This is a genomic window from Vibrio intestinalis, assembly GCF_025195085.2.
GTDB lineage: Bacteria > Pseudomonadota > Gammaproteobacteria > Enterobacterales > Vibrionaceae > Vibrio > Vibrio intestinalis.
On the sequence record NZ_JANAVY020000001.1, the window covers coordinates 106,910 to 128,725 of the forward strand.

7 protein-coding genes are annotated in these 21,816 nt (G+C 45.7%); 4 read left to right on the forward strand and 3 right to left on the reverse strand.

Going from position 1 to position 21,816, the window contains the following annotated elements; translation table 11 throughout:
* Positions 1-213 precede the first annotated feature (213 nt).
* Complete coding sequence (locus MU515_RS00485) at positions 214-2,724, reverse strand: bifunctional diguanylate cyclase/phosphodiesterase (RefSeq protein ID WP_260258398.1); 2,511 nt, start codon at positions 2,722-2,724, stop codon at positions 214-216.
* A gap of 333 nt (positions 2,725-3,057) precedes the next feature.
* On the opposite strand from MU515_RS00485, the gene MU515_RS00490 reads away from it, so the two are divergent.
* Entirely contained in the window at positions 3,058-3,960 is a 903-nt protein-coding gene (locus tag MU515_RS00490) for an ROK family protein (protein ID WP_260258399.1), read from the forward strand.
* A gap of 8 nt (positions 3,961-3,968) precedes the next feature.
* Positions 3,969-4,301, forward strand: coding sequence for a YnfA family protein (locus MU515_RS00495; protein WP_260258400.1), 333 nt, complete (start codon positions 3,969-3,971; stop codon positions 4,299-4,301).
* An 82-nt stretch (positions 4,302-4,383) separates the two neighbouring features.
* On the opposite strand, the gene yegD is transcribed toward MU515_RS00495, so the two are convergent.
* Entirely contained in the window at positions 4,384-5,736 is a 1,353-nt protein-coding gene (gene yegD / locus MU515_RS00500; RefSeq protein ID WP_260258401.1) for a molecular chaperone, read from the reverse strand.
* A gap of 384 nt (positions 5,737-6,120) precedes the next feature.
* Here yegD and MU515_RS00505 point away from each other — a divergent pair, with 384 nt between their 5' ends.
* Both MU515_RS00505 and MU515_RS00510 read left to right on the forward strand, forming a co-directional pair.
* Positions 6,121-18,420 (forward strand): Ig-like domain-containing protein, encoded by a 12,300-nt coding sequence (locus tag MU515_RS00505; RefSeq protein WP_260258402.1) that lies wholly within the window; start codon positions 6,121-6,123, stop codon positions 18,418-18,420.
* Positions 18,421-18,906: 486 nt separating this feature from the next.
* On the forward strand, positions 18,907-20,412 hold the full coding sequence (locus MU515_RS00510; protein WP_260258403.1) for a peptide MFS transporter: 1,506 nt from the start codon (positions 18,907-18,909) through the stop codon (positions 20,410-20,412).
* Positions 20,413-20,498: 86 nt separating this feature from the next.
* Here MU515_RS00510 and MU515_RS00515 read toward each other — a convergent pair whose 3' ends face one another.
* Complete coding sequence (locus MU515_RS00515) at positions 20,499-21,488, reverse strand: glycine betaine ABC transporter substrate-binding protein (RefSeq protein WP_432816128.1); 990 nt, start codon at positions 21,486-21,488, stop codon at positions 20,499-20,501.
* Positions 21,489-21,816: the final 328 nt, after the last annotated feature.

Here is a 21,816-nt window from a genome sequence, read left to right on the forward strand (position 1 = left end):
CACAATCATTGTCAGTCATTCTTGTATGAAGATTCACCCAACAAATGGCATTGTTAGTGCTGATACCCGCTAGGCTAAGGTGTGATTTCGGCGAAATGTAGTCAACAGTGCGTATTAGCCGAATCACCCAAAAGAATGATAGTTCGAGTAATACTACACATTTATCTGTCTGATATTTGAGACAATTAAGGAATGTATCAACCGATACCCTAATTACAGGGTATCGGCTTTAAGCATGGTGCTATTGGTAAAGGTGGTCGAGGCTAGCGCCTGTACTTCATGCATTGGTACGGGTTTGGAGTACAAATAGCCCTGAATCAATTCACAGCCTAAATCGATCAACACTTGTTGCTGTTGCTCACTCTCGACCCCTTCAGCGATTATCTCGATATCGTTAGAGCGAGCAATCGCGATGATCGTTTTGACGATATTGAGGTTACTGCGACTGTTAAGCATGCGGATAATGAACGAACGGTCGATTTTGATTTCGCTGATTGGTAGGGCATTGAGGTAACTCAGCGATGAAAAGCCAGTACCGAAGTCATCTAGAGAAATGCCAAAACCAAGATCTTGTAAGCGCTTTAATGTCGGTTGTACCGCTTTTAAATCTTCAATAAAGACATTTTCAGTTAGCTCTAAAATAATTAGGTTACTCGCAAGCTCATGATGCTTGGCTGTGTTAACGATCATGTCAATGAAGCCTTTATGCAGCAGCTGCTTCGGCGAGATGTTGACTGAGACCGTCACTGGTTCGTTCAAGCTTTGGTTAAGTTTTTTTGTATCTCGACAGGCACGCTCGAAGACGAACTCTCCAAGTTGCAAAATCGAATTGTTTTTCTCAGCGATATCAATGAAAACCATTGGTGAGACAAAACCAAGAGTAGGGCTTATCCATCGGCATAGTGCTTCAATACCCATCATTTTGTTGGTGGTAGCATTAACTTGCGGTTGGTAGTGAACGTCTAGCTCACCATTAACCAAGGCAGATTTGAATTCATCTTCAAGTAAGAAGTTATTCTCAATCTCATCGCTGATCTTTTTATCGAAGAAGGTTATCTCGCCTTTGCCGTATTTCTTAGAACGGGTAAGCACGATATCAGCCTTCGACATTAGCGTTCGAGGTTGTTCGCCATCCGTTGGGAATAAAGAAATACCGATGGTGGCATTGAGCTCAGTTGTGATGCCATGAACAATAAAAGGCGTTTTGAGGCAGGCTTGCACACGCATTGCAATGGTGCGTGCTTCGTTGTCGCTCTCAATTTCTGGAATACAGAATACAAATTCGTCACCGCCAAACCGAGCCACCGTTCCTTTACTTTCAGTGAGTTGGCTAAATCTTTGTGCGACTTCGACCAATAGCTGGTCGCCAACTTCGTGGCCGTACTTGTCATTGATGCGCTTAAAGTTGTCTAAATCGACAAATAAAATCGCCAGCTTTTTATCGAGCTCACGGCTATGAATGATGCCGTGCATCGCTTGTTTTTCTAGCAAGATGCGATTGGGCAAGTGGGTGAGAGCATCGTGCTGAGCTTGATGACGCAATTGTTCTTTCTTCACTTCCAACTGGTTGAAATCATTGGCGATACGATTTTGGAATTTTAGGAAGCGGCGACCCAAATAGTTACTTAGCAGCAGTGACAGTAGGGTCAGAATTAAAGCGAGGGTCAAGCATAATGCAATAACCTTAATCAGCTCCATTTGATGCTGGTTTTGTAATTGCTCTAACTGATCTTCAATTTCGCTGTGAACTTCTTCAATATAAACGCCAGAGCCCAATAGCCAACCCCATTTGGAGTCAAACTTCATAAAGCTGACTTTATGCCCGCTTTGCAGAGAATCAGGTTTGTAGATTGAATCGTATTCAACATGAGAAGAGGTGGTATTGTTGATAGCAAACATACCTAGAGTGCGAGTCACTAGACCATCGATGCGTTCTCCAAGCAACTCAGGGTCTTTGTGAGCGAGTATGGTGCCATCTTGATCGAGAACGAAGATATAACCAGTTTCGCCAAATCGGTAATTAGACACCCAATTAAGGATGTTTTTCTTTATCTCATTCTCAACTTCATAAACGTATTCACCGGTACCGATAAACCAATCAAACGGTTCGAAATATTGCCCGTAGCCAATCTTTTCAAATTCACCTTCTTCTTGTGGTTTTTTAAACCACCAGCGATAAAACGCAGCTTTATCTTTAGAGCTGGCAATAGCATCAATGTGTTGTTTTAGAATAGGGACGCCGCGCGAATCAGTACTCTCGATCATTTGCTGCCCTTCACGCTCTGGCAATAAGGCATGCATTACGCTTACTCCATCCATTTGATAGATGAAGAAGTAGCCACGGCCATTATTAAAACGGATGTCTCTTAGGGCATCACTGATGAGCTTTTTGATTTCATTTTCTGGCTTATCAAGGTTTTCTTTGTAGATGGCGGTCGCAATTTGATGGGCGGTTTCAACTTGTTGCTTAATCTCTGATTTGAGGACTGAGACCGTTTGTTCTCTCTGATAGTTAATTTGCTCGGCAGCGCTTTCGACGCGTTGGGCGATGATCTCTTTCTGTTTGGCGAGGTTATTATCAATCAGATTTTGTTCAAACTCATTGGCACGCTGTTGACTGCTGTTGATAACCACAGTGAGGAGCATGGCGATGAAAATAAGAATAAGGACAAAAGGAAGTGTTTTTACAATATTAAGAAGCTTTTTATCCGTCAGTGCCGTCATTGAACCGTCCACTCCATGGAGCTGTGTGAATCGCGATATTAGGCGAGAGCCGCGATTACATTCTTGATATTAATAATAAACTTTCACGTTAGAGGTGATGTTACTATATGAGCAACTCATTAATGTTAGGGTAATCACGTAATATGTCATCCGGTTTACTATAAAGCTACATTTTGCGATCTTTGCCCGCTCAGGTTCACTTATTTTTCATCTACTTAGTTTCAATGTACTGATACTCTATATGCAACTTAGTACCATGATTCGTTTATGACGAGTACTGTGATGATTTTAATTCATCCGGGTGATGTTTTCGGTGAGGGATAGTAGAATAGCATGCATGTTATAGGTTTAGATTTTGGTGGTAGCGCTGTAAAAGGCGCGGTGCTCAACCAGTTCGGAGAACGCTTAGAGCGATTTTCTCTGCCCAGTCGAGTGAACACGTTAGAACTTTGGTTTGAGTCTTTCGATCAATACGTTCAGTCGCTAAGTGAACGTTATCCAATCCGAGGTATTGCCATCAGTGCTTGCGGCGCGGTAGATGTTGAGCGGGGCATTGTACATGGCGCAACACTACTGCCTTACATTCATGGTGTGGAGTTAAAACAGGCATTTGTCGAACGCTATGACTTGCCTGTTGAAATAGAGAATGATGCTTGTTGCGCTGCGTTGGCTGAGAGTGAATTAGGAGACTTTGCTCAATCAGAGTTGTTTTGTTTGGTTGTGATTGGCTCCGGTGTGGGAGGCGCCATTGTCAGCCAAGGTGAAATACAAAAGGGACATCATCTGTATGGCGGAGAATTTGGTTATTCGATCTTGCACTTTTCCGATGGGCAACCGAAAGTGTGGTCAGAACTTGGCTCCACTCGTGCATTGGTAATGCAAGCTGCGAAAGCGCTACAAATGCCAAGATCAGAGCTTAATGGGCTAAAGGTATTTCAAATGTATGATGAGCAACATCCTGTTGTTGTTCAAGTGGTTGAACAATGGTTAGAATACCTCGCCCAAGGGCTGTTCAATGTTCAGTATACCGTTGACCCCGAATGTCTCATCCTTGGTGGAGCAATCAGTCAACGCGCCGATCTTATCGCTTTACTGCAACGTAAATTCGAGCAGCTTTCTGAGAAAATGCCTTATTGTCATATTTGGCCCAACGTGGTCGCGAGTAAATTTGGCAATGATGCTAATTTAATTGGCGCCTTGGTTCACTTTAAACGCCGTCAATCTATTACCGCTTAGGAGTTGTTTTGCCAGAGCTAAAAACCGTCAGTTTGTTCTTTATTACCGCGATTGCTGAAATTGTCGGCTGCTATCTACCTTACCTTTGGCTGAAAGAAGGTAAATCGATCTTGCTATTGATTCCCGCAGCGTTGAGTTTAGCTCTGTTCGCGTGGCTTCTGTCATTACATCCAACCGCAGCAGGTCGCGTTTATGCCGCGTATGGCGGCGTATATATCTTTGTCGCGATTGGTTGGTTATGGTTGGTCGATGGTATTAAACCGACGCTATGGGATATTGTCGGCGTTTGTGTCGCTATGGTTGGTATGGCAATTATCATGTTTGCCCCGCGAATGAGCTAATTGCTCTTTTAGCATGAGTTGCGAAAACGGCCTTAAAATTAAGGCCGTTTTTTATTGTTTACGATTTGATTTTCATTGACGATTACTTAAAGCAAACTTGCGCCCAACGAGCAAGACCGGCGGTGACTGAGCCAAAGTAGTTACCGGCAACTAATGGTACGTTTGGTAATACGGATTGAACTGTGGCGCGTAACAGGGGAGAGCGTGCGGAACCGCCAGTCATATAGATTACATCCGGCTGGGTTTCGCCAAGCTTTACGGCTTCTTCGACTAGAGCTTTGATCTTACTGGTTGGTGGCTCTATCGCATCGTCCATTTGTCGTCTTGAAACGGGCAATTGAATCACTTCTTTTGCAAGCTCTAACTGAGCAGTGAACTCTTCTTGTTCACCTAGTGCAATCTTGGTGTTCTCTGCTTGTTTAATTAACGCGTAACCTAGGCTATCTTGTTGCATCTCAATCAAACGTTTGATCAGTTCCGGCTGCTGCGATTCTTTCATTAGCAGGTTCAATTCCTTTAAGTTTTCGCGAGTGTAAAACGCGCGCTGGGCTTGAACATCGTTGATCGCAATCGGGTTCCAAAATTGAGTTATCGGAACAGGAAGGCCGTTAAGCTTACGCGAGTTCATTCCGAACTCATCCATAAAACATTTGAAAGCCGTAAAGATATCTAAGTCGTTACCTCCAACCATTTGACCCGTGTGGCCAAGTAGCGATTGTTCGCGCTGCTGTTTACCAAACCAAGATGGCCCCATGTGTAAAAAAGAGCAGTCGGTAGTACCACCACCAATATCTACAACTAGAACCTTTTTATCTTCAGTGAGGCTCGCCTCGTATTCTAAGCCAGCAGCCACTGGCTCAAATTGAAACTCAATGTGTTTAAAGCCAGCCCGAGTGGCCGCTCGCTTTAAAATCCCTTCTGCTTGAATGTTGGACGCATCACCACCGCGTCCCTGAAAGTTAACCGGACGGCCAATAACAGTTTCTAAAATCTCGTGTTGGAGCGTCTGTTCGGCACTGCGCTTAATGTTACTCATCATGGCACAAACAATATCTTCAAAAAACGACAGCTGAGCATCTCTTAGCCCCATCGTGCCTAAGAACGATTTCGGGGATTTGATGTAGTAAACGTGCTTTGGGTCATCCAAATACTCATTCAGCGCTTGCTGGCCAAATTTTATATCGTGCGCTTGTACATCCAGATCTTCTTGCTGGTTGATGCGCAGTGCCCGTGACAAAACGGTTTTGCCGACATCATCTGAGGGCTGGATGTTTAAACAACGAAACAAATACTCTGAAACGGATTCTGCCGAAGGCGCGCTCAAAGTAGAGGAGATGTAAAACTCTTCGCTGTTTATGGCAATAGGTTCAACCTTCTGATTAACAATATGTGCCACAGAGCAATTTGCAGTTCCGTAGTCAAATCCAATAGCCATTTGTAAACCTCATTTGATGATATTTAGCCGTTTCTTGGCGGCGAAGGGCGTAATACTAAAGGTTATACCGGTAGTCGAGTCAAGCCATTTACAGCAAAACAAACTTAAGTGTTCAAAAGGGCTACAGTCGAAAAACTGTGATCTAGCAGAAGGGAAGAGCAATTTGTAACTTCAAATGATGTAATTTGGTATCAACTATGTAACAAATGAGTGCTAAAACAGGATAAATCTAGTAACAGCAACTAAACTAATCCAGTAGCCAAGGTAGTTTTAACGTTTGATTATTACCTTTGGGCTGAAGAAATTTAGGCGTATGGTCATGATTGGAAAAGTGACCATGCGTTCATCGTGTGTATTGGGTTGACTAAAGGACCGGGGGTCACCATGGGTTTTGGAACTTTTATTGCCATGGGCAATGTGGCAAGTGGACAAATTATTGCAATCGATGCGGATGGTAACATTCGTATACTCCAACAAGGAGATTCACCAAGACCAGGTGAAGTACTCATTGCTCCAGATGGATCTGAGCTAAACCCTGATGAAGTCGCTATTCAGCTAGTCGGCGAAAATAATGAAACGTTAGATGTCACCCAAGAAGTGAATGACATCATCGCAGAGGTGGAACAAGCTTTAGCAGACGGTGAAGATATTACCCCAGGTGAAGGGGAAGAAACCGCAGCCGGTGAAGACAGTGGTTCAAGTTTGACTGACTCAGGAACGGTCGTTCGTGATGCAGCAGAACTGATCGCGCAAACCAACTTCGACACCCAAGGTTTCGATGCACCGCAAATATCCCAAACCCAAAGCCTTTCGTTATTAGAGCAGTTCCGCTCTTTCCAACAAGACCCGATTTTTGTTGATTTTACGCTCACCCCGGAAGATGACAGCGTAAACGTGTTTACTGACGAAGATACTCCTCTTGATGGACAATTAGTGGCTACGGATGCAAACCCAAACGATGTACTGACTTTTTCCAAACTTTCGGACCCAGCCAATGGTGATGTAGTAGTGAACCCTGATGGTTCATGGACATACACACCAGATCTCAATTACAACGGCCCTGATGCGTTTAGTGTCACGGTTTCAGACGGTAATGGCGGCTTCGATAATCTTCAGATCAATATTGGTGTTAACCCTGTAAACGATGCGCCAAATTTCGTTGACGGCGAAGAAATTCTGCTTGGCGATATCAATGTTGTAACCAAAGAAGATGAGCCGATAGGTGGTACTGTTGATGCAACCGATGTAGACGGTGACGATTTAACTTATTCAATTGAGACTCAGCCTGCTAATGGTAGCGTGACTATCGATCAGGATGGCACTTGGGTGTTTACGCCGGACGAAGGCTTTAACAGTAACAGTGAAGACGTATCACCGGATAATCCGGATGGTGTTGATGATACGTTCGTTATTCAAGTATCCGACGGTAATGGTGGCTTTGATCTAGTCACAGTCAATGTGGAAGTGGAAGCGGTTGCAGAGCTTTATGTTGAAGCGGGTGACCCTGTCACTGAGGAGCAAGGCGCATACCTATCATTTACTGTGGGTATCGATGAGGTTGTTAAGCCAGATGTCGACTTAACTTTAACCTTAGGCGCAGGTTCAGACTCAGCGACTAAGGGCGTTGATTACGAAGACGCATTATATGTGTCTGATGGAGAAGGTGGCTTTCGTCTACTAACTCAAGATGATTTAACTATTGTTGCCGGTAACACTGAGTTGGAAGTGTTTATTAAGGTTTTCGACGATAAGCTACTTGAAGGTGAAGAGACAGTAACGCTACAAGCTGATGTTAACAGTGATTATGTTTCTAACAACAGTGATGATGATCAATCTTCAATCATTGATGAAACTACACCCTCGAACGATGACACCGTCTATGTTGAAATCAGTGTCGATAAGAACAGTGTCGCTGAAGGCGGTGAGCTAGTTTACACCCTCAAACTGGTCGACAGTGAAGGCAATGATGTGACGCCACCTGCCGGTACCGAAGTGTCGGGTTCACTGACATGGACAGGCGCCGCAGCAGGCGGTCTTGATACTAGTGCACTGCCAGATAGCTTTACGATTGGTGATACAGGCACCGCTCAATTTACGGTCGATGCGGTGGATGACTTCTTACTGGAAGGCAGTGAGCCGATCACAGCGACAGTGGGTAATGTTACCGATAATGACAAGTTTGAGGCTGTGGCGGCTTCAGCTACTAAAGGTAGCGTTGATAGTGCGATTACGGATGAAGCCGAACCGGATGGTGCAGATACGGTTTATGTTGAAATCAGTGTCGATAAGACCAGTGTCGCTGAAGGCGGTGAGCTGGTTTACACCCTTAAGCTGGTCGACAGTGAAGGCAATGACGTCACGCCACCTGCCGGTACCGAAGTGTCGGGTTCACTGACATGGACAGGCGCCGCAGCAGGCGGTCTTGATACCAGTGCACTGCCAGATAGCTTTACGATTGGTGATACAGGCACCGCTCAATTTACGGTCGATGCGGTGGATGACTTCTTACTGGAAGGCAGTGAGCCGATCACAGCGACAGTGGGTAATGTTACCGATAATGACAAGTTTGAGGCTGTGGCGGCTTCAGCTACTAAAGGTAGCGTTGATAGTGCGATTACGGATGAAGCCGAACCGGATGGTGCAGATACGGTTTATGTTGAAATCAGTGTCGATAAGACCAGTGTCGCTGAAGGCGGTGAGCTGGTTTACACCCTTAAGCTGGTCGACAGTGAAGGCAATGACGTCACGCCACCTGCCGGTACCGAAGTGTCGGGTTCACTGACATGGACAGGCGCCGCAGCAGGCGGTCTTGATACCAGTGCACTGCCAGATAGCTTTACGATTGGTGATACAGGCACCGCTCAATTTACGGTCGATGCGGTGGATGACTTCTTACTGGAAGGCAGTGAGCCGATCACAGCGACGGTGGGTAACGTTACCGATAATGACAAGTTTGAGGCTGTGGCGGCTTCAGCTACTAAAGGTAGCGTTGATAGTGCGATTACCGATGAAGCCGAACCGGATGGTGCAGATACGGTTTATGTTGAAATCAGTGTCGATAAAACCAGTGTCGCTGAAGGAGGTGAGCTGGTTTACACCCTCAAACTGGTCGACAGTGAAGGCAATGACGTCACGCCACCTGCCGGTACCGAAGTGTCGGGTTCACTGACATGGACAGGCGCCGCAGCAAGCGGTCTTGATACTAGCGCACTGCCAGATAGCTTTACGATTGGTGATACAGGCACCGCTCTATTTACGGTCGATGCGGTGGACGACTTCTTACTGGAAGGCAGTGAGCCGATCACAGCGACGGTGGGTAACGTTACCGATAATGACAAGTTTGAGGCTGTGGCGGCTTCAGCTACTAAAGGTAGCGTCGATAGTGCGATTACCGATGAAGCCGAACCCGATGGCGCAGATACGGTTTATGTTGAAATCAGTGTCGATAAGACCAGTGTCGCTGAAGGCGGTGAGCTGGTTTACACCCTTAAGCTGGTCGACAGTGAAGGCAATGACGTCACGCCACCTGCCGGTACCGAAGTGTCGGGTTCACTGACATGGACAGGCGCCGCAGCAGGCGGTCTTGATACCAGTGCACTGCCAGATAGCTTTACCATTGGTGATACAGGCAGCGCTCAATTTACGGTCGATGCGGTGGATGATGTATTTAATGAAGGCGGTGAGCCGATCACAGCAACAATAGGCAATGTCAGTGATAACGGTGCATTTGAACTCGTCGATGCTTCGGCTAGTAAAGCCAGTGCAACGAGTGAGATCACTGATGAAGATGGAAGCGATCCACAAAATCCAAGAGATCCAGTAGTCGTAACACTCACTGGTCCTGAAAGTGTTATGGAAGGAGATACTACAACGCCTTACACAATTACCTTGACTGACCCGAGTAATCCTGGCACTGGGATCGCAGGTGTCGGAGATATTATTACGTTAACGTATAGCTACACCAATGCTGACGGGACTGATATTACGGAACAGACGCAAGCAATTGTGAATGCTGACGGTTATACGGCAAACTTTACGGTCGAGACTATTCAAGATGAAGAGTATGAAGAGGGGCAAGCATTCACAGTATCAGTTGTTTCAGTAACTGATTCTGGTGGTGTTGACCTATTCGAAGCATTGACATTAACCGATGCCAGTCAAACCACTCTGATTGATGACAGTAAAGACAACCCACCAGAAGCGAAAGACTTTACTGTTGAACTCGATTCAAATGGTGGTGCGCCAATCGTGTTTGATAGTGCCACACCGTCGCAAGACCAAATCTCTGATGACGAAGATGATGCCGCTGGCGACACCGTTCGTGTGGTGATTACTGATCTGCCCGATTCTGGCACTTTGCTATATAACGGAGTGCCGTTAACTGAAAGTGATTTAACTCAGTTTGATGCCAATGGCGATGTGATTGGCTCACTCAATACTTTCGACCCTAACGGCTTTACCTACCAAAATGATGATGAATCGACCGGTTTCTTCTTAGGTGTTGATGAAAGCCCTGATGGAATGACGGGCGATGAAAGTACCAGTAATTTCCTTAACTGGGGTCAACCCGTCGATGGTGACCCAACTAAACGTGAATTGCGTTTTGAAGATAGCGACGACGTGATCACCATCAGTGCCATCTCCAATAATGATAAACCGTTAACCCAGTACTTTGGTGACAAAGGCCACGTTGGGTATGGTTTAGGTGTCGGCGGGGGCGATGGTATCAACCAAGGCGAAACCATCCAAATTGATATGACAGATCGCCCGGCAGAATCGATCACGGTCGGTTTAGATGGCATGGGCGGTTGGTTCCAAGAGAATCATCCATCGCACCCAACGATGGTTCAAATTACCGTTTATCTCGATGATGGCAGCACCATAGTTAAAGAAGTGACCAAGCCGCAAGGTGAATCAAGTTTATTTCAAGAGTTGACTATTTCAGCTTCTGAGTCCTCCGATGATGCAAAAATCACTAAAGTTGAATTTACCACTATCGGTGATGGTAACTGGGAGCTTAAATCCTTTGAAGCCAACCCAAGTGATGACACCATCGATTACCGCGCTGTGGATACAGACGACAATGTCAGTGAAGAACGCACTGTCACCTTTGGTGAGGCAGACAACGCGCCGCCAGTTGCAACTGATGATCCAGTGGCATTTTCTGTTGCATTAGGTGAGTACAATAGTAATTCTTGGGAGGATGATGGGGCAGCAATCAGTGCCAGTTACCAAGGTGATGACCGCGCGATCAGTCAAAGTGGTGTGAAGCGTGGTGTTGCGGGTGACGAAAATGGCGGCCCCGGTCCTCAATTACAATTTAACCGTACTGACGGAGAATCGGAGCAGTTCAAAATTGAATTGGATAATCCGGTGACCGAATTTACCTTCTCCGTTAACAACCTAGTACGAAAAGAAGGCGGTGAAGGCAATCATGAACAGGGCAAATGGGTTGCCTATTTAGGTGATAATCCAGTCGCTAGCGGTATGTTTGTAGCCAATGAGGGCCGCAAAGCTGGCGAGTATAGTTTTGATAGCGATGACTTAGGTGGCGTGGCGTTTGATAGTATCGTGTTTGAAGCGGTAGATTTTGTTAATCACCCCGCTCAAGGTGAAGACTCTTCCGACTACTACTTAACCGGTTTCACAGCCTCTAGCAGTGGCGCTTATGCGGCCAATCAAGGGGAAGAATTCGCGATTCCTATTAGCGAATTACTCGGTAACGATGCTGATCCAGATGGTGACAATATCCGCTTTACTCATGTCTCTGAGGTGAACAACGCTGATATTCGCATCGAAGATGGCATGGTCTATATAGACTTAGACGATGATTTTACCGGGCCAACTACCTTTGACTATGTGATAACAGATGATAAAGGCGGCTTTAGTGAAGCAACGGTTTCTATCATTGTGAATCCATTGCCACAACCTGTCGGAGTTGATGGTATTACACTGCTTGATGATTCCGTGCAGGAAGGTGATAGCTTAGTTTTCCAAGTTACTCTTGATGGTGGACCGCTAGAAGAGGGGCGTTACGACGTCACTTTTGGTAACCCTAGCGATACAGCAACAGATAGCGATGTTGATTTAAGTAATGCGTTTTTCACTCACGGCGTGACTTATGATCAAGGTTCTGGTCAGTTAGTTGTACCGATTGGTGTCAGTAATTTTTCTGTCATCATTCCAACCTTGGTGGACGGTATCTACGAACTGACCGAGGATTACACATTAGCCCTTGGTCTGCCGGGTGATGCACCAATTGAAGCATCTGGCGCAATTGAAAACGTCGATATCCCAGAAGTCCAAGTTTCTGATGATCTCCGTGTGAGTGAAGGTGATGATGCGGTCTTTACTGTTTCGCTCACAACCGAAACGGAAGTACCGACAAAAATCAATCTGTCCGTTAATCACTTATCTACCGAACCGGACGATGTCGGTAACATGGTCGTTGAGCATCAAACAAACGCTGGCTGGCAAACTTTGACTGTTGGGCCAAATGGCGATGTCGTATTGCCTGCTGGAGTGGATGAAGTTCGCGTTACCATTCCAACCACGGATGATAACGGCGCGCCAATATATGAAGGCGTCGAACGTTTTGAACTTCTTGCTGAAGGTGTTGAAGGGGCGACCGGTAACGATTCAGGCCGAGTAGCAATATTTGATGACGGTAGTTTTGGGCCACAAGGGCCAAACTCAGGTGACGATGATCGACCGGCCATTGATTCAATCAGCGAGCCAACGGTTGAGGAAGGCGGCGTAGCTGAATTTGATGTCACTATGTCAAACCCAAGCACCACCCCAACGAACATTGTCATGTCGCTCAATGAGGGTAATGCAACTTCTCCTGAGGATTATGATGGTGCTCAGGTGGTGGTGGAATTTGGTAATACCACACAAACACTCGATATTGATAACAGTGGTCATTTCCGATTCTCGTTGCCCGCTGGTGAAACTGACTTTACCGTTAAAGTACAAACAAATAACGATAATGTCGCTGATGACGGTGAGCAATTCTTACTAGATGCACGTACTCAGTATCAAGTTGGTCGTGAAGAAGGTATTGCGACCATTGCCGATAACGAAGCGCCTAGTCTCGACTTGGATGGCAGCCAATATCAAATTGAATTTGTCAGCGAAAGCGCGGGCTATAAAAATGTCTTCGGCTACTATGTTTACGATGAAACCTCAGACACGCAAGAGCTTGTGATTCTGATGGAAAATTCCCATGACTCACGTGGTAATGGTTTTGACCCAGTGCTTGGTCAATTAGATTCGCTGGATAATGTTGGCTACTTCTTAATACCAAATGGTGGCAACGCAATCGCAAATGCACCTGACAACGCGGTGTTTGAAGTGAATGATGCGGGCGAGCTACTCATAGACGGTAATGTTGCGCCGAATCAAACCGTTTACTCAACTCACGGTGAAAACTCCACACTTCGAGTGTCAGAAGGTAACGACGGCGAGACCGTTCTGAGCTTTGATGATCAAATTGGTCATCCTCGTGATGATGACGACTACAACGACTTAGTGATTAAAGTGACTAAGCTCGATGACAACGTCGATTATCAAACCACCTTTACAGAGGGCGATGATCCGGTTTCGATTGCTGACCTTGACGCTGATATCTTTGATGATAAAGACAGTATTAAGTCAATGGAAGTAACGCTAACTAATAAGTTTGCTGATGATGCCTTGGTGCTACCAGCCAATACGACTGGCTTTACCATTACACCAACCGTTACTAATGGCACTATCGTGCTGTCTATAGTGGCCGATGATCCTAATGGTTTATCCGCTGATGCATTTGAAACCTTATTGAAAGGTATTGGTTTTGAAAACAGCGGTGAAAATCCAGATGAAACCGACCGCATCATTGAAGTTTCGGTGACGGATAATGCCGGTAACGTGTCAAATACCGCAACCACAACAGTACAAGTAATTGAAGTCCCTGATCTAACGGTTGGGGAAAACGCAAGCGGCGATGAAGATAACGCAATTCCGCTAACCATTACACTGCCGCAAGACAGCTCAGTAACAGAGATCCAAATCAAAGGCATTCCTGATGGTGCGAGCCTTGAAAGCAATGCTAATCCGATTGCAATTTCAAATGGTGTGGCTTCACTGACGCCTGCACAGCTTAATGGCTTAGCTATCACGCCACCGCTACATAGCGATGAAGACTTCAGCCTAGATGTGGATGGCTTTACCGCAACCAATGAGCTGATTGAACAACATCAAATTGATGTGGATGTCAGCGCGGTGACCGATGCTCCAACACTCGAAGTTGAAGGTGCGGACATTCTTTCGTTCCATAACTTCGACTCAATTGATTTGGGCGACAGATCGTGGCGCGGCAACGTTGATTCAAACGAGTTAACCGCTGCGGATACGGTGGAGGGCATCTCAGATGGCGCAGAGGGTACTTGGGGTACCGAAAATGATCGTGGAGGCCGTGACTATACGGAGGTTGGGCAAGAGAATGTCTACCTAGGCCGAGGCGGCGACCCAGACAACAACGTATTTGAGTTAGAAGGCCGCAATGGTGATGACAACTTGTTTACCGAGTTTACGGGCGAAGCTGGTCATTTCTATAACCTATCGCTTGATGTTGCTGCTCGCCGTGTTGACGATTCACCAATGACCATCTTCCTAGAAGACGGTCAAGGCAATCGAACCATCCTGTTTGAGTTCGACGATAGTCAAAATCGAGATTGGAATGATGTTTCGGTTAACTTCGCAACCCCAGCAGACGGCGATTATAAAATTGTGTTTGAGTCTGAAACTTCAACCAACAGCTATGGTGCGTTGCTTGATAACATCAAACTCGAAACACTCGATAATGTTGGCTATGAAGACAGCTACATTCCATTGAGCGATATTAACGCAAACCTTGTTGATACCGATGGTTCAGAGCAACTTACGGTAGAGCTTGATCTGTCAGACCTGCCTGGTGGTTCGAAAATTAAGGCGCCAGATGGCTCAGTGCTAGACCCAGATGTTGACGGCCTAGTTGATGTGAGTGCTTGGAGCAATAATCTAGACGACCTTTTCATTATGTCACCAGAACCGGGCACTTATCCTTTGGATGTGATTGTCACTTCTCAAGATAATGCGCCAGGGGTACCTGAATCGGTTAATCAAATCATTAATGTCACTGTGTTGCCAGTGCTTGATGCACAAAGCAAGGAGATCGAAATTGTCGAAGACAATGTCCATGTAATAAGTCTTGCTGATTTAGGTATCACAGATACTGATGCAACCTTGTTTATCACTGAGCTTTCAGAGCATGGTACTTATGAGTTACAAACTGCACCAAATGTGTGGGAAGTAGTCGAAGAGCGTGATCGTATTGATGTAACGGATATCGATGCGGGTAACCTACGCTTTACGCCAACGCTCAATGAAACCGGTCATGATGATTATCCTGACGCTGGTGAAGGTAATTTAAAACAAGATTACTCGAGCCTAACCTTTGTCCTAGAGAAAGGCGATGCGCGCAGTGATGAAATGACACTGACTATCGATGTTACTCCAGAGGCGGATATACCAAACCTTACCATTACAACGCCGGATCTTGTTCTACCTGAACAAAGCTTCACTATGCAGCGTTGGGGCGGTGTGGTAGTCGACCCGATTTATGGGGTAGGTAAAGGAGTAGATAGTACCACCTTGATTAATGAGTTCGCAGATTTGAATTCAGCCGATGCGTCCACATCAACCATAGATAACCTGCAAGATACAGCCAAATATGCCACGGTTGCCAATACCGCAGTGCTTGTGACGGGCTTAATTTATCTAGAAGCGGGGCAATCATACGACTTTGTCGGTCGCGCTGACGATAGTATGGCGATTAAGGTAGGCGGTGAAGTGGTCGATGAGGCTCGCTGGGGTGTAAACCGTGGGGAAATCCAAGGCGGAGCATTTGTTCCATCGGTTAATGGTTATTACCCAATCGAGGTTTACCATCATAACCAAAATGGCCCTGGTAATTTCAACATTGATGTCTCCATTAATGGCGAGCCAGCAGTCGATTTAAGCAATAGCAATCTATCTGTTGTACCCGATGAGGCCGCGCTTGATGCCACTGACTTGCGTACATCCGAGCTACAAATCGTTGATGGTAAGCACGTATACGAAGTGTATGGCTATAACGAAGGTGAGCAAGATACTGAAATACCATTATCAGATATCGCAAGTTCACTGAACGACCTTGATACCTCAGAAGAGCTGACGGTATTGTTAAGTGGTTTGCCTAAAGATGCGGTATTAAGTGATGGTACCAACAGCGTTCCCGTAGGTGATAGTGGTGAGGTCGATGTAACCGATTGGAATCTTACTGAGCTAACGATACTGCCACCGGCAGGTTATTACGGCGAATTCACCATTGATATTACCGCCACAGCGGATGAGATTCACTCAACCAGCGAGGCCAATGCCTATGGCACGATTGAAGTCGTCGTGCATGAGAACCAAGCGACGGTAACAGCATCAAATGCTCACGTTGTCGATGAAGATAGCGGTGATGTAGCCGGTAATCTATTAGCTGACGATGTTGATTCAGACAACGTGCTTTATGTTGCCTCGGCTACGATCGGTGGCGTGAGTTACAACATCGGTGAAGCGATTAGTTTACCAAACGGTGCGGGCACGTTTACCCTGAGTGAAAATGGTGATTACCTATTTGAGCCAGCAGATCACTGGTCAGGCGTATTGCCAGAAGTGGTTTACACCACAAACACGGGCGCAAGCGATACTCTGAACATTACTGTAACTCCGGTTGCAGAGGTACCAGACGTGTCGATTGTGTTTGGTGAAAGTGAGGTAAACAATGGTGATGTTGATACGCCTGTGACCATTATCGCAACCACGCCTGATACAGACGGCAGCGAACAGATTCAATCGGTCATCATTGCTGGCCTGCCTAATGGTGCGTTAGTGACTGATGGTCAAGGTAACCCTGTCGGCCAAGCGGGCGCAGGCGGTTGGGAGCTTCCTGTGACTGGGGCTGCGCAGCAGCAGTATGATGTTGTTATTACCCATCCACAAGGTTCAGTGTTAGATATTGATGTGTCAGCCACTGCGATAGAAACCGCGAACAATGACAGTGAGACAACCACTGAAAACGCGGCGTCACTGCAAGATATCTACGCCGATCAGGGTGGTGAAACGCCTCGCACGGTGATGAGCTTAGTGATTGACTCATCGGGTAGTATGGGAACTAAACCATTCTATGATCAATCGGGCCATCCACAGAAAGACATGACGCGTATGGAGTTGGTATTAGAAGCGAGTATTGAGCTACTCAAAAACATTCAAGAGCAGGAGGGCTCAGAAGATGTGCTAGTTCAATTGATCGACTTTGACAACAAATTAAGTAACGACTCTCAGGCGATGCCTATGCAGTGGGGCTCTGTTTCTGACGCCATTAGTAAATTAGAGACGGCAATGGATGACATTGCTCAGGGTAACAGTTCTGCTCCGTTTGCGATTGGCGGAGCGACGGACTACGAAGAGGCTGTTTATGCGGTGATGAATGGCTACAACGACGCAGCGGTATCTGGCCTAACCAACACCAATGACCAGATTTTCTTCTTGAGTGATGGCCGAATGAATGCGGGTTGGAGTGATACATCCAACGATACATGGGATGCTTTCATTGCTGATAAGCATGTGACGTCGGTTGGTGTCGGCGTTCCGTCTAACATACCGGAAGCTCATTTACGCGAGGTTGCAGGCGCAGATGGCAAAATTGTCTATATTCCGGACGCTAATATCAAAGCTGATTTACCTAAACTTCGCCCGACTATAGGTCAAATGGGCGCATTGCTGGCTATGATTACCGGCCTTGATGCTGTCGCGGTGGTGTTAGACCCGAGTAAACTCGAAGTGCTACAAAAAGTCGATACCGATGGTACGGTTACTCGTCCTACGGTTGATGCGACGCTTGATAACGGTGAGTTAGTCATTGATACCGAACACGGTGATTTGCGTATTCGAGAAGATGGTTCGTACTTCTTCCAGCCAGATCCAAGTGCAGCTGATATCCCAGTGAACGAAGCGATTGGCTATGAAGTGCTTTACTCAGTGACAGACGCCATGGGCGAGGAGTCACAACATGTAGTGAGCCTCAATGTCAGCGCGGATGGTAGCGTTAAAGCGGATTCATACAATAAAAATGGTTCTACCGGTGATGATCACATCGTAGGTACGGATAACGATGACATCCTAATGGGCCATCAAGGTGATGATATCTTAGATGGTGGACTCGGGGATGACTTCTTGTTCGGTGGTGCGGGTGATGACCACCTGATTGGTGGACAAGGTAACGACATATTATCTGGCGGTGAGGGTAGTGATATCTTTGTATGGATGGATAGCGATCTGGATGGAGGCCTAGACGTCATTACTGATTTCACGGTTAACGAAGATAAGATTGATATCTCCGATCTGCTTCAACCAAACGAAACCATGGAGCAATTGCTAGACGATATTTCTGCAACCATAGTTGATGACAACAACATTCAGCTGACTATCGATCGCGGCAATGGTCAAACTCAGTCGATTAAGATTGATGATTTGGTTGACCAAATTGATGGCATCGACGGTAGTGGTGGCCCTTCAATTACTGGTAATGAACTCACATCACTACTGAATGAAATCATCAAACCGCAAGAAATGTAGATGATAAGTTGATGATATATAGCTCAAAGCCCGCAGATGCGGGCTTTGTTTTTTTTAGGCATTTAAAATACATAACAATGTTTGTTTTGTGTCGTTGATGTAACTGATTTATGTGAATACTCTTAGGATATTGTTTGCATAATAATGTGATCCAAGTAAATTTGTGCACCAGCTCTTGTAATTGTTACAAAATGCTACTTATTTGATTGTTAATAGTTCTTAATGCCTGAGTTGCAAAGTGTCATGAAGTTTTACACTGAGCTAGTTAGGGGTAGGGAGATATATATTTCACAAAAGAGAACTAGCGTTCAGATAATTGCCAAGGAAACGCCAAATCGCGCGCGGCACAGATACAAATCGCTCTAAATTCGCAATTTAAATCAACCTCCGTCGTGTAGTGACAGCCTCATCCCAACGTTATTGTCGGCCTCTAGCCATCTAAGCTGAAACGATCCCTACAGCATCCGAGTTAATTTGGATAATGTTATGGAAAAAACAATAAGAATCCCATTTGTTGCGCGAGTCCTCATCCTTCGCCAATTCCTATGGGGCGCGGCATTCTATGGTACATACGTACTATTAACGAAATATTTTTTACAAGAGCTAAATTACAGTGAAGCTGACACCATCATGATGCTAGGTGCATTTGGTGCAGTAGGGCCGGTATTCTCGGCATTAGGTGGTTGGGCCGCAGACCGATACATAGGTTCATTCCGTGCTGTGTATATTGGTTACGCCATCTATACATTAGGCTTTGGCCTATTGGGTAGTGCCGCTTCTACATACAATGTGGGCATGAGTATCTTCGCCATCGCCTTAATTGGTTATGCGCGCGGTTTATCTTCAACCAGCCCGACAGTTCTACTGGGTAACTCGTTCAAAGATGAGACCAACGAGGCGTTCCAACAAGGCTTAACCTTTAACTACTCAATCAACAACTTGGGTTCGTTCATTGCTAAGTACATTTTCCCATTCATCTTGGTGTATGTGTCGTACAACGGTAACTTCTTTATCTCGTGCATTTCGATTTCATTGACTTTGATTCTGTTCTTCATCTTCCGCAAGCAATTGATTGAAGTGGGTAATGATATCGATAAACGACCAGTTCCAATGAAGCATTGGGCTATATTCATCATTGGTTCTCTATTGATGTTGGGCGTGGTTTTCTTCATGTTCGACAATCTGGATCTTGGTAAAAATGTCCTGTACGCATTAGGCGCAATGGCGCTGATTTACTTCTGCGTACAAATCAAACAAGCCGCACCGTACTATCGCTACCGCATGCTTGCAGTGTTGGTTATGTTGGTCATTTTGATTTGCTACTACTTCTACTACGGTCAAATGCTGACATCAATGAACATGTATGCCATCAATATGATGGATGGCTCACTGTTTGGCATTATCCCAATTAAACCGGAATCGAATGCAGCGTTTAACCCGTTATGGGTATTCTTACTAGGCGCGCCAACCATGATGATTTATGGCTGGTTAGATAAGAAGGGCATTGAGATCAGCATCCCTTCTAAATTTGCGGCTGCGTTCATTGCGAGTGCGATTGCATTTGCGATTTTAGGCTTGTCGACTTCAAACATCGACGAACACGGTAAAGTAGCAGCGGATTGGATCTTCTGGACGCACTTCTTCCAAGCAGCTGGTGAGTTGATTGTTGGCGCACTAGCAGTGGGCTTCATCTTCAAGATGGTACCGAAATACCTATCTGCGTTTGCCATTGGCCTGCGTTCAATTACTTTGTCACTGAGTGGCATTTTGGCGGCGGTAATCTCAACTAAGATTGCGTTGCCAAAAGACATTGAACTAACCACTGAAGTGGTAGAGCAAGTCTACGGTAGCTACTTCTATAATCTCGCCATTATGGCGGTGGTTGCGGCAATCGTTACATTGATGCTATCACGCGTTATCTCGGGCCTTATCGCCAAAGGTGACGAGCACGCAGAAGAAGAGCAAGTGGAATACACGGACCAAAAAGCCTAGTTATTCCCTAAATCTGATATAGCGTAAATAAACAGCCCGATTGAAGAGATTCAATCGGGCTGTTTTTATCGTCCTAAAGCAAAGGGTTAAAGAGCTTGTTCTACTTTTTGTGCGACCTCAGCAGAAACCCAGCTTTTCCATACATCAGGGTAGGTTTCAAAAAAGTAGTACATGGCTTCTTCTGCATCGGCTTGGTTATCTTCGATCCAAGCTAACAATTCACTCATCAACTGGTTGGTGTATCCACGTTGCTCAAAATAGGCAAAAGCCACTGGTTCGTTTTGGGCAAACTCTTCGGTAGTGAGCGTATAAACCGGTGCTGTAGGATACATGGTCACTTTAGGGTCTAGGCATTCCGGCTGAGTGGTACAGTTACGAAATTCATCAATGTCTGTACCGCTACCAAAATCGACTTTGACCATAGAGTATTTACCTAATACCGAAGTTGGTGACCAGTAATAGCCAAACCATGGTTTTTCGCGATCATACGCTTTGGCGATGGTCGCCGCCAATGCCGCACCAGAGCCGGGATCAATCATCTCAAAATTATGGTCTTCTAAACCAAGGGCATCAAATAAGTGGCCAGAGGTAATTTGACATGTCCAACCGGCAGGGCAGCTATAGAAGGCAAATTTCTCATCATCTTCTGGGTGTGTAAATACGTTGGCGTGTTTAATGACCCCTTCAATCGTCTTCATTTCTGGGTATTGCTCAACCAAATAATCTGGTACCCAGAAACCTTCTTGACCACCGTCTAAGAAAGCCTTACCAGCAAGGCGCAAGCGTTTGTCGGCAATGCCCTTGTCTAACGCCTCTTTAATGCCATTAGTCCACATTTCAGGCGCGATGTCAGGTTCGCCTTTTTCAATCATTGACGTTCCGGTGGGGACGGTATCTCCCGGTAAAAGTTCAGCGCTGCAACCAAGCCCTTCGTTTAAGATAAATTGGTCAACATGCGCCATCAAACTCGCGGTGTTCCAGTTCATATCCGCAATGGTGAATTCACCACATTCATTGGCATGAGTTTGAATTGAAAAGCTTGCAAGTAGTGCAGCAGAGAGTGTTGAAATGGGCATCCTCATCGGCTTAATTCCTTATTATTGTCAGCTACTTAAATAATAAAAGCAGAGATATTTGGAAAGTAAATGTCTGCAGCGGCAAATCGACCAAAAGCTCGAAGTAATGAATAAATTTGTGATGAAGAAACATGAAAGGGCGAAAATTGACGAGTAACTCAACGTTATTTGGCTACTCAATCGAGAAAGCTGCGATCGCTTTAAGTGCTAGTTACGTAAAATCACGATGGACACATCGATAGTGTGATGGAGCGTTGAGTATCAAATTCGTTTTAATCACATATTTTTTGCAATTTGAGTGGCGGCTCAATAAAGCATTGAGTTTTAG

Coding starts and splice junctions, on each gene's coding strand:
- yegD (WP_260258401.1), bottom strand. CDS start 5,736: ATGGCTATTGGATTTGACTACGGAACTGCAAATTGCTCTGTGGCACAT.
- MU515_RS00515 (WP_432816128.1), bottom strand. CDS start 21,488: ATGCCCATTTCAACACTCTCTGCTGCACTACTTGCAAGCTTTTCAATT.
- MU515_RS00485 (WP_260258398.1), bottom strand. CDS start 2,724: ATGACGGCACTGACGGATAAAAAGCTTCTTAATATTGTAAAAACACTT.
- MU515_RS00510 (WP_260258403.1), top strand. CDS start 18,907: ATGGAAAAAACAATAAGAATCCCATTTGTTGCGCGAGTCCTCATCCTT.
- MU515_RS00490 (WP_260258399.1), top strand. CDS start 3,058: ATGCATGTTATAGGTTTAGATTTTGGTGGTAGCGCTGTAAAAGGCGCG.
- MU515_RS00505 (WP_260258402.1), top strand. CDS start 6,121: ATGGGTTTTGGAACTTTTATTGCCATGGGCAATGTGGCAAGTGGACAA.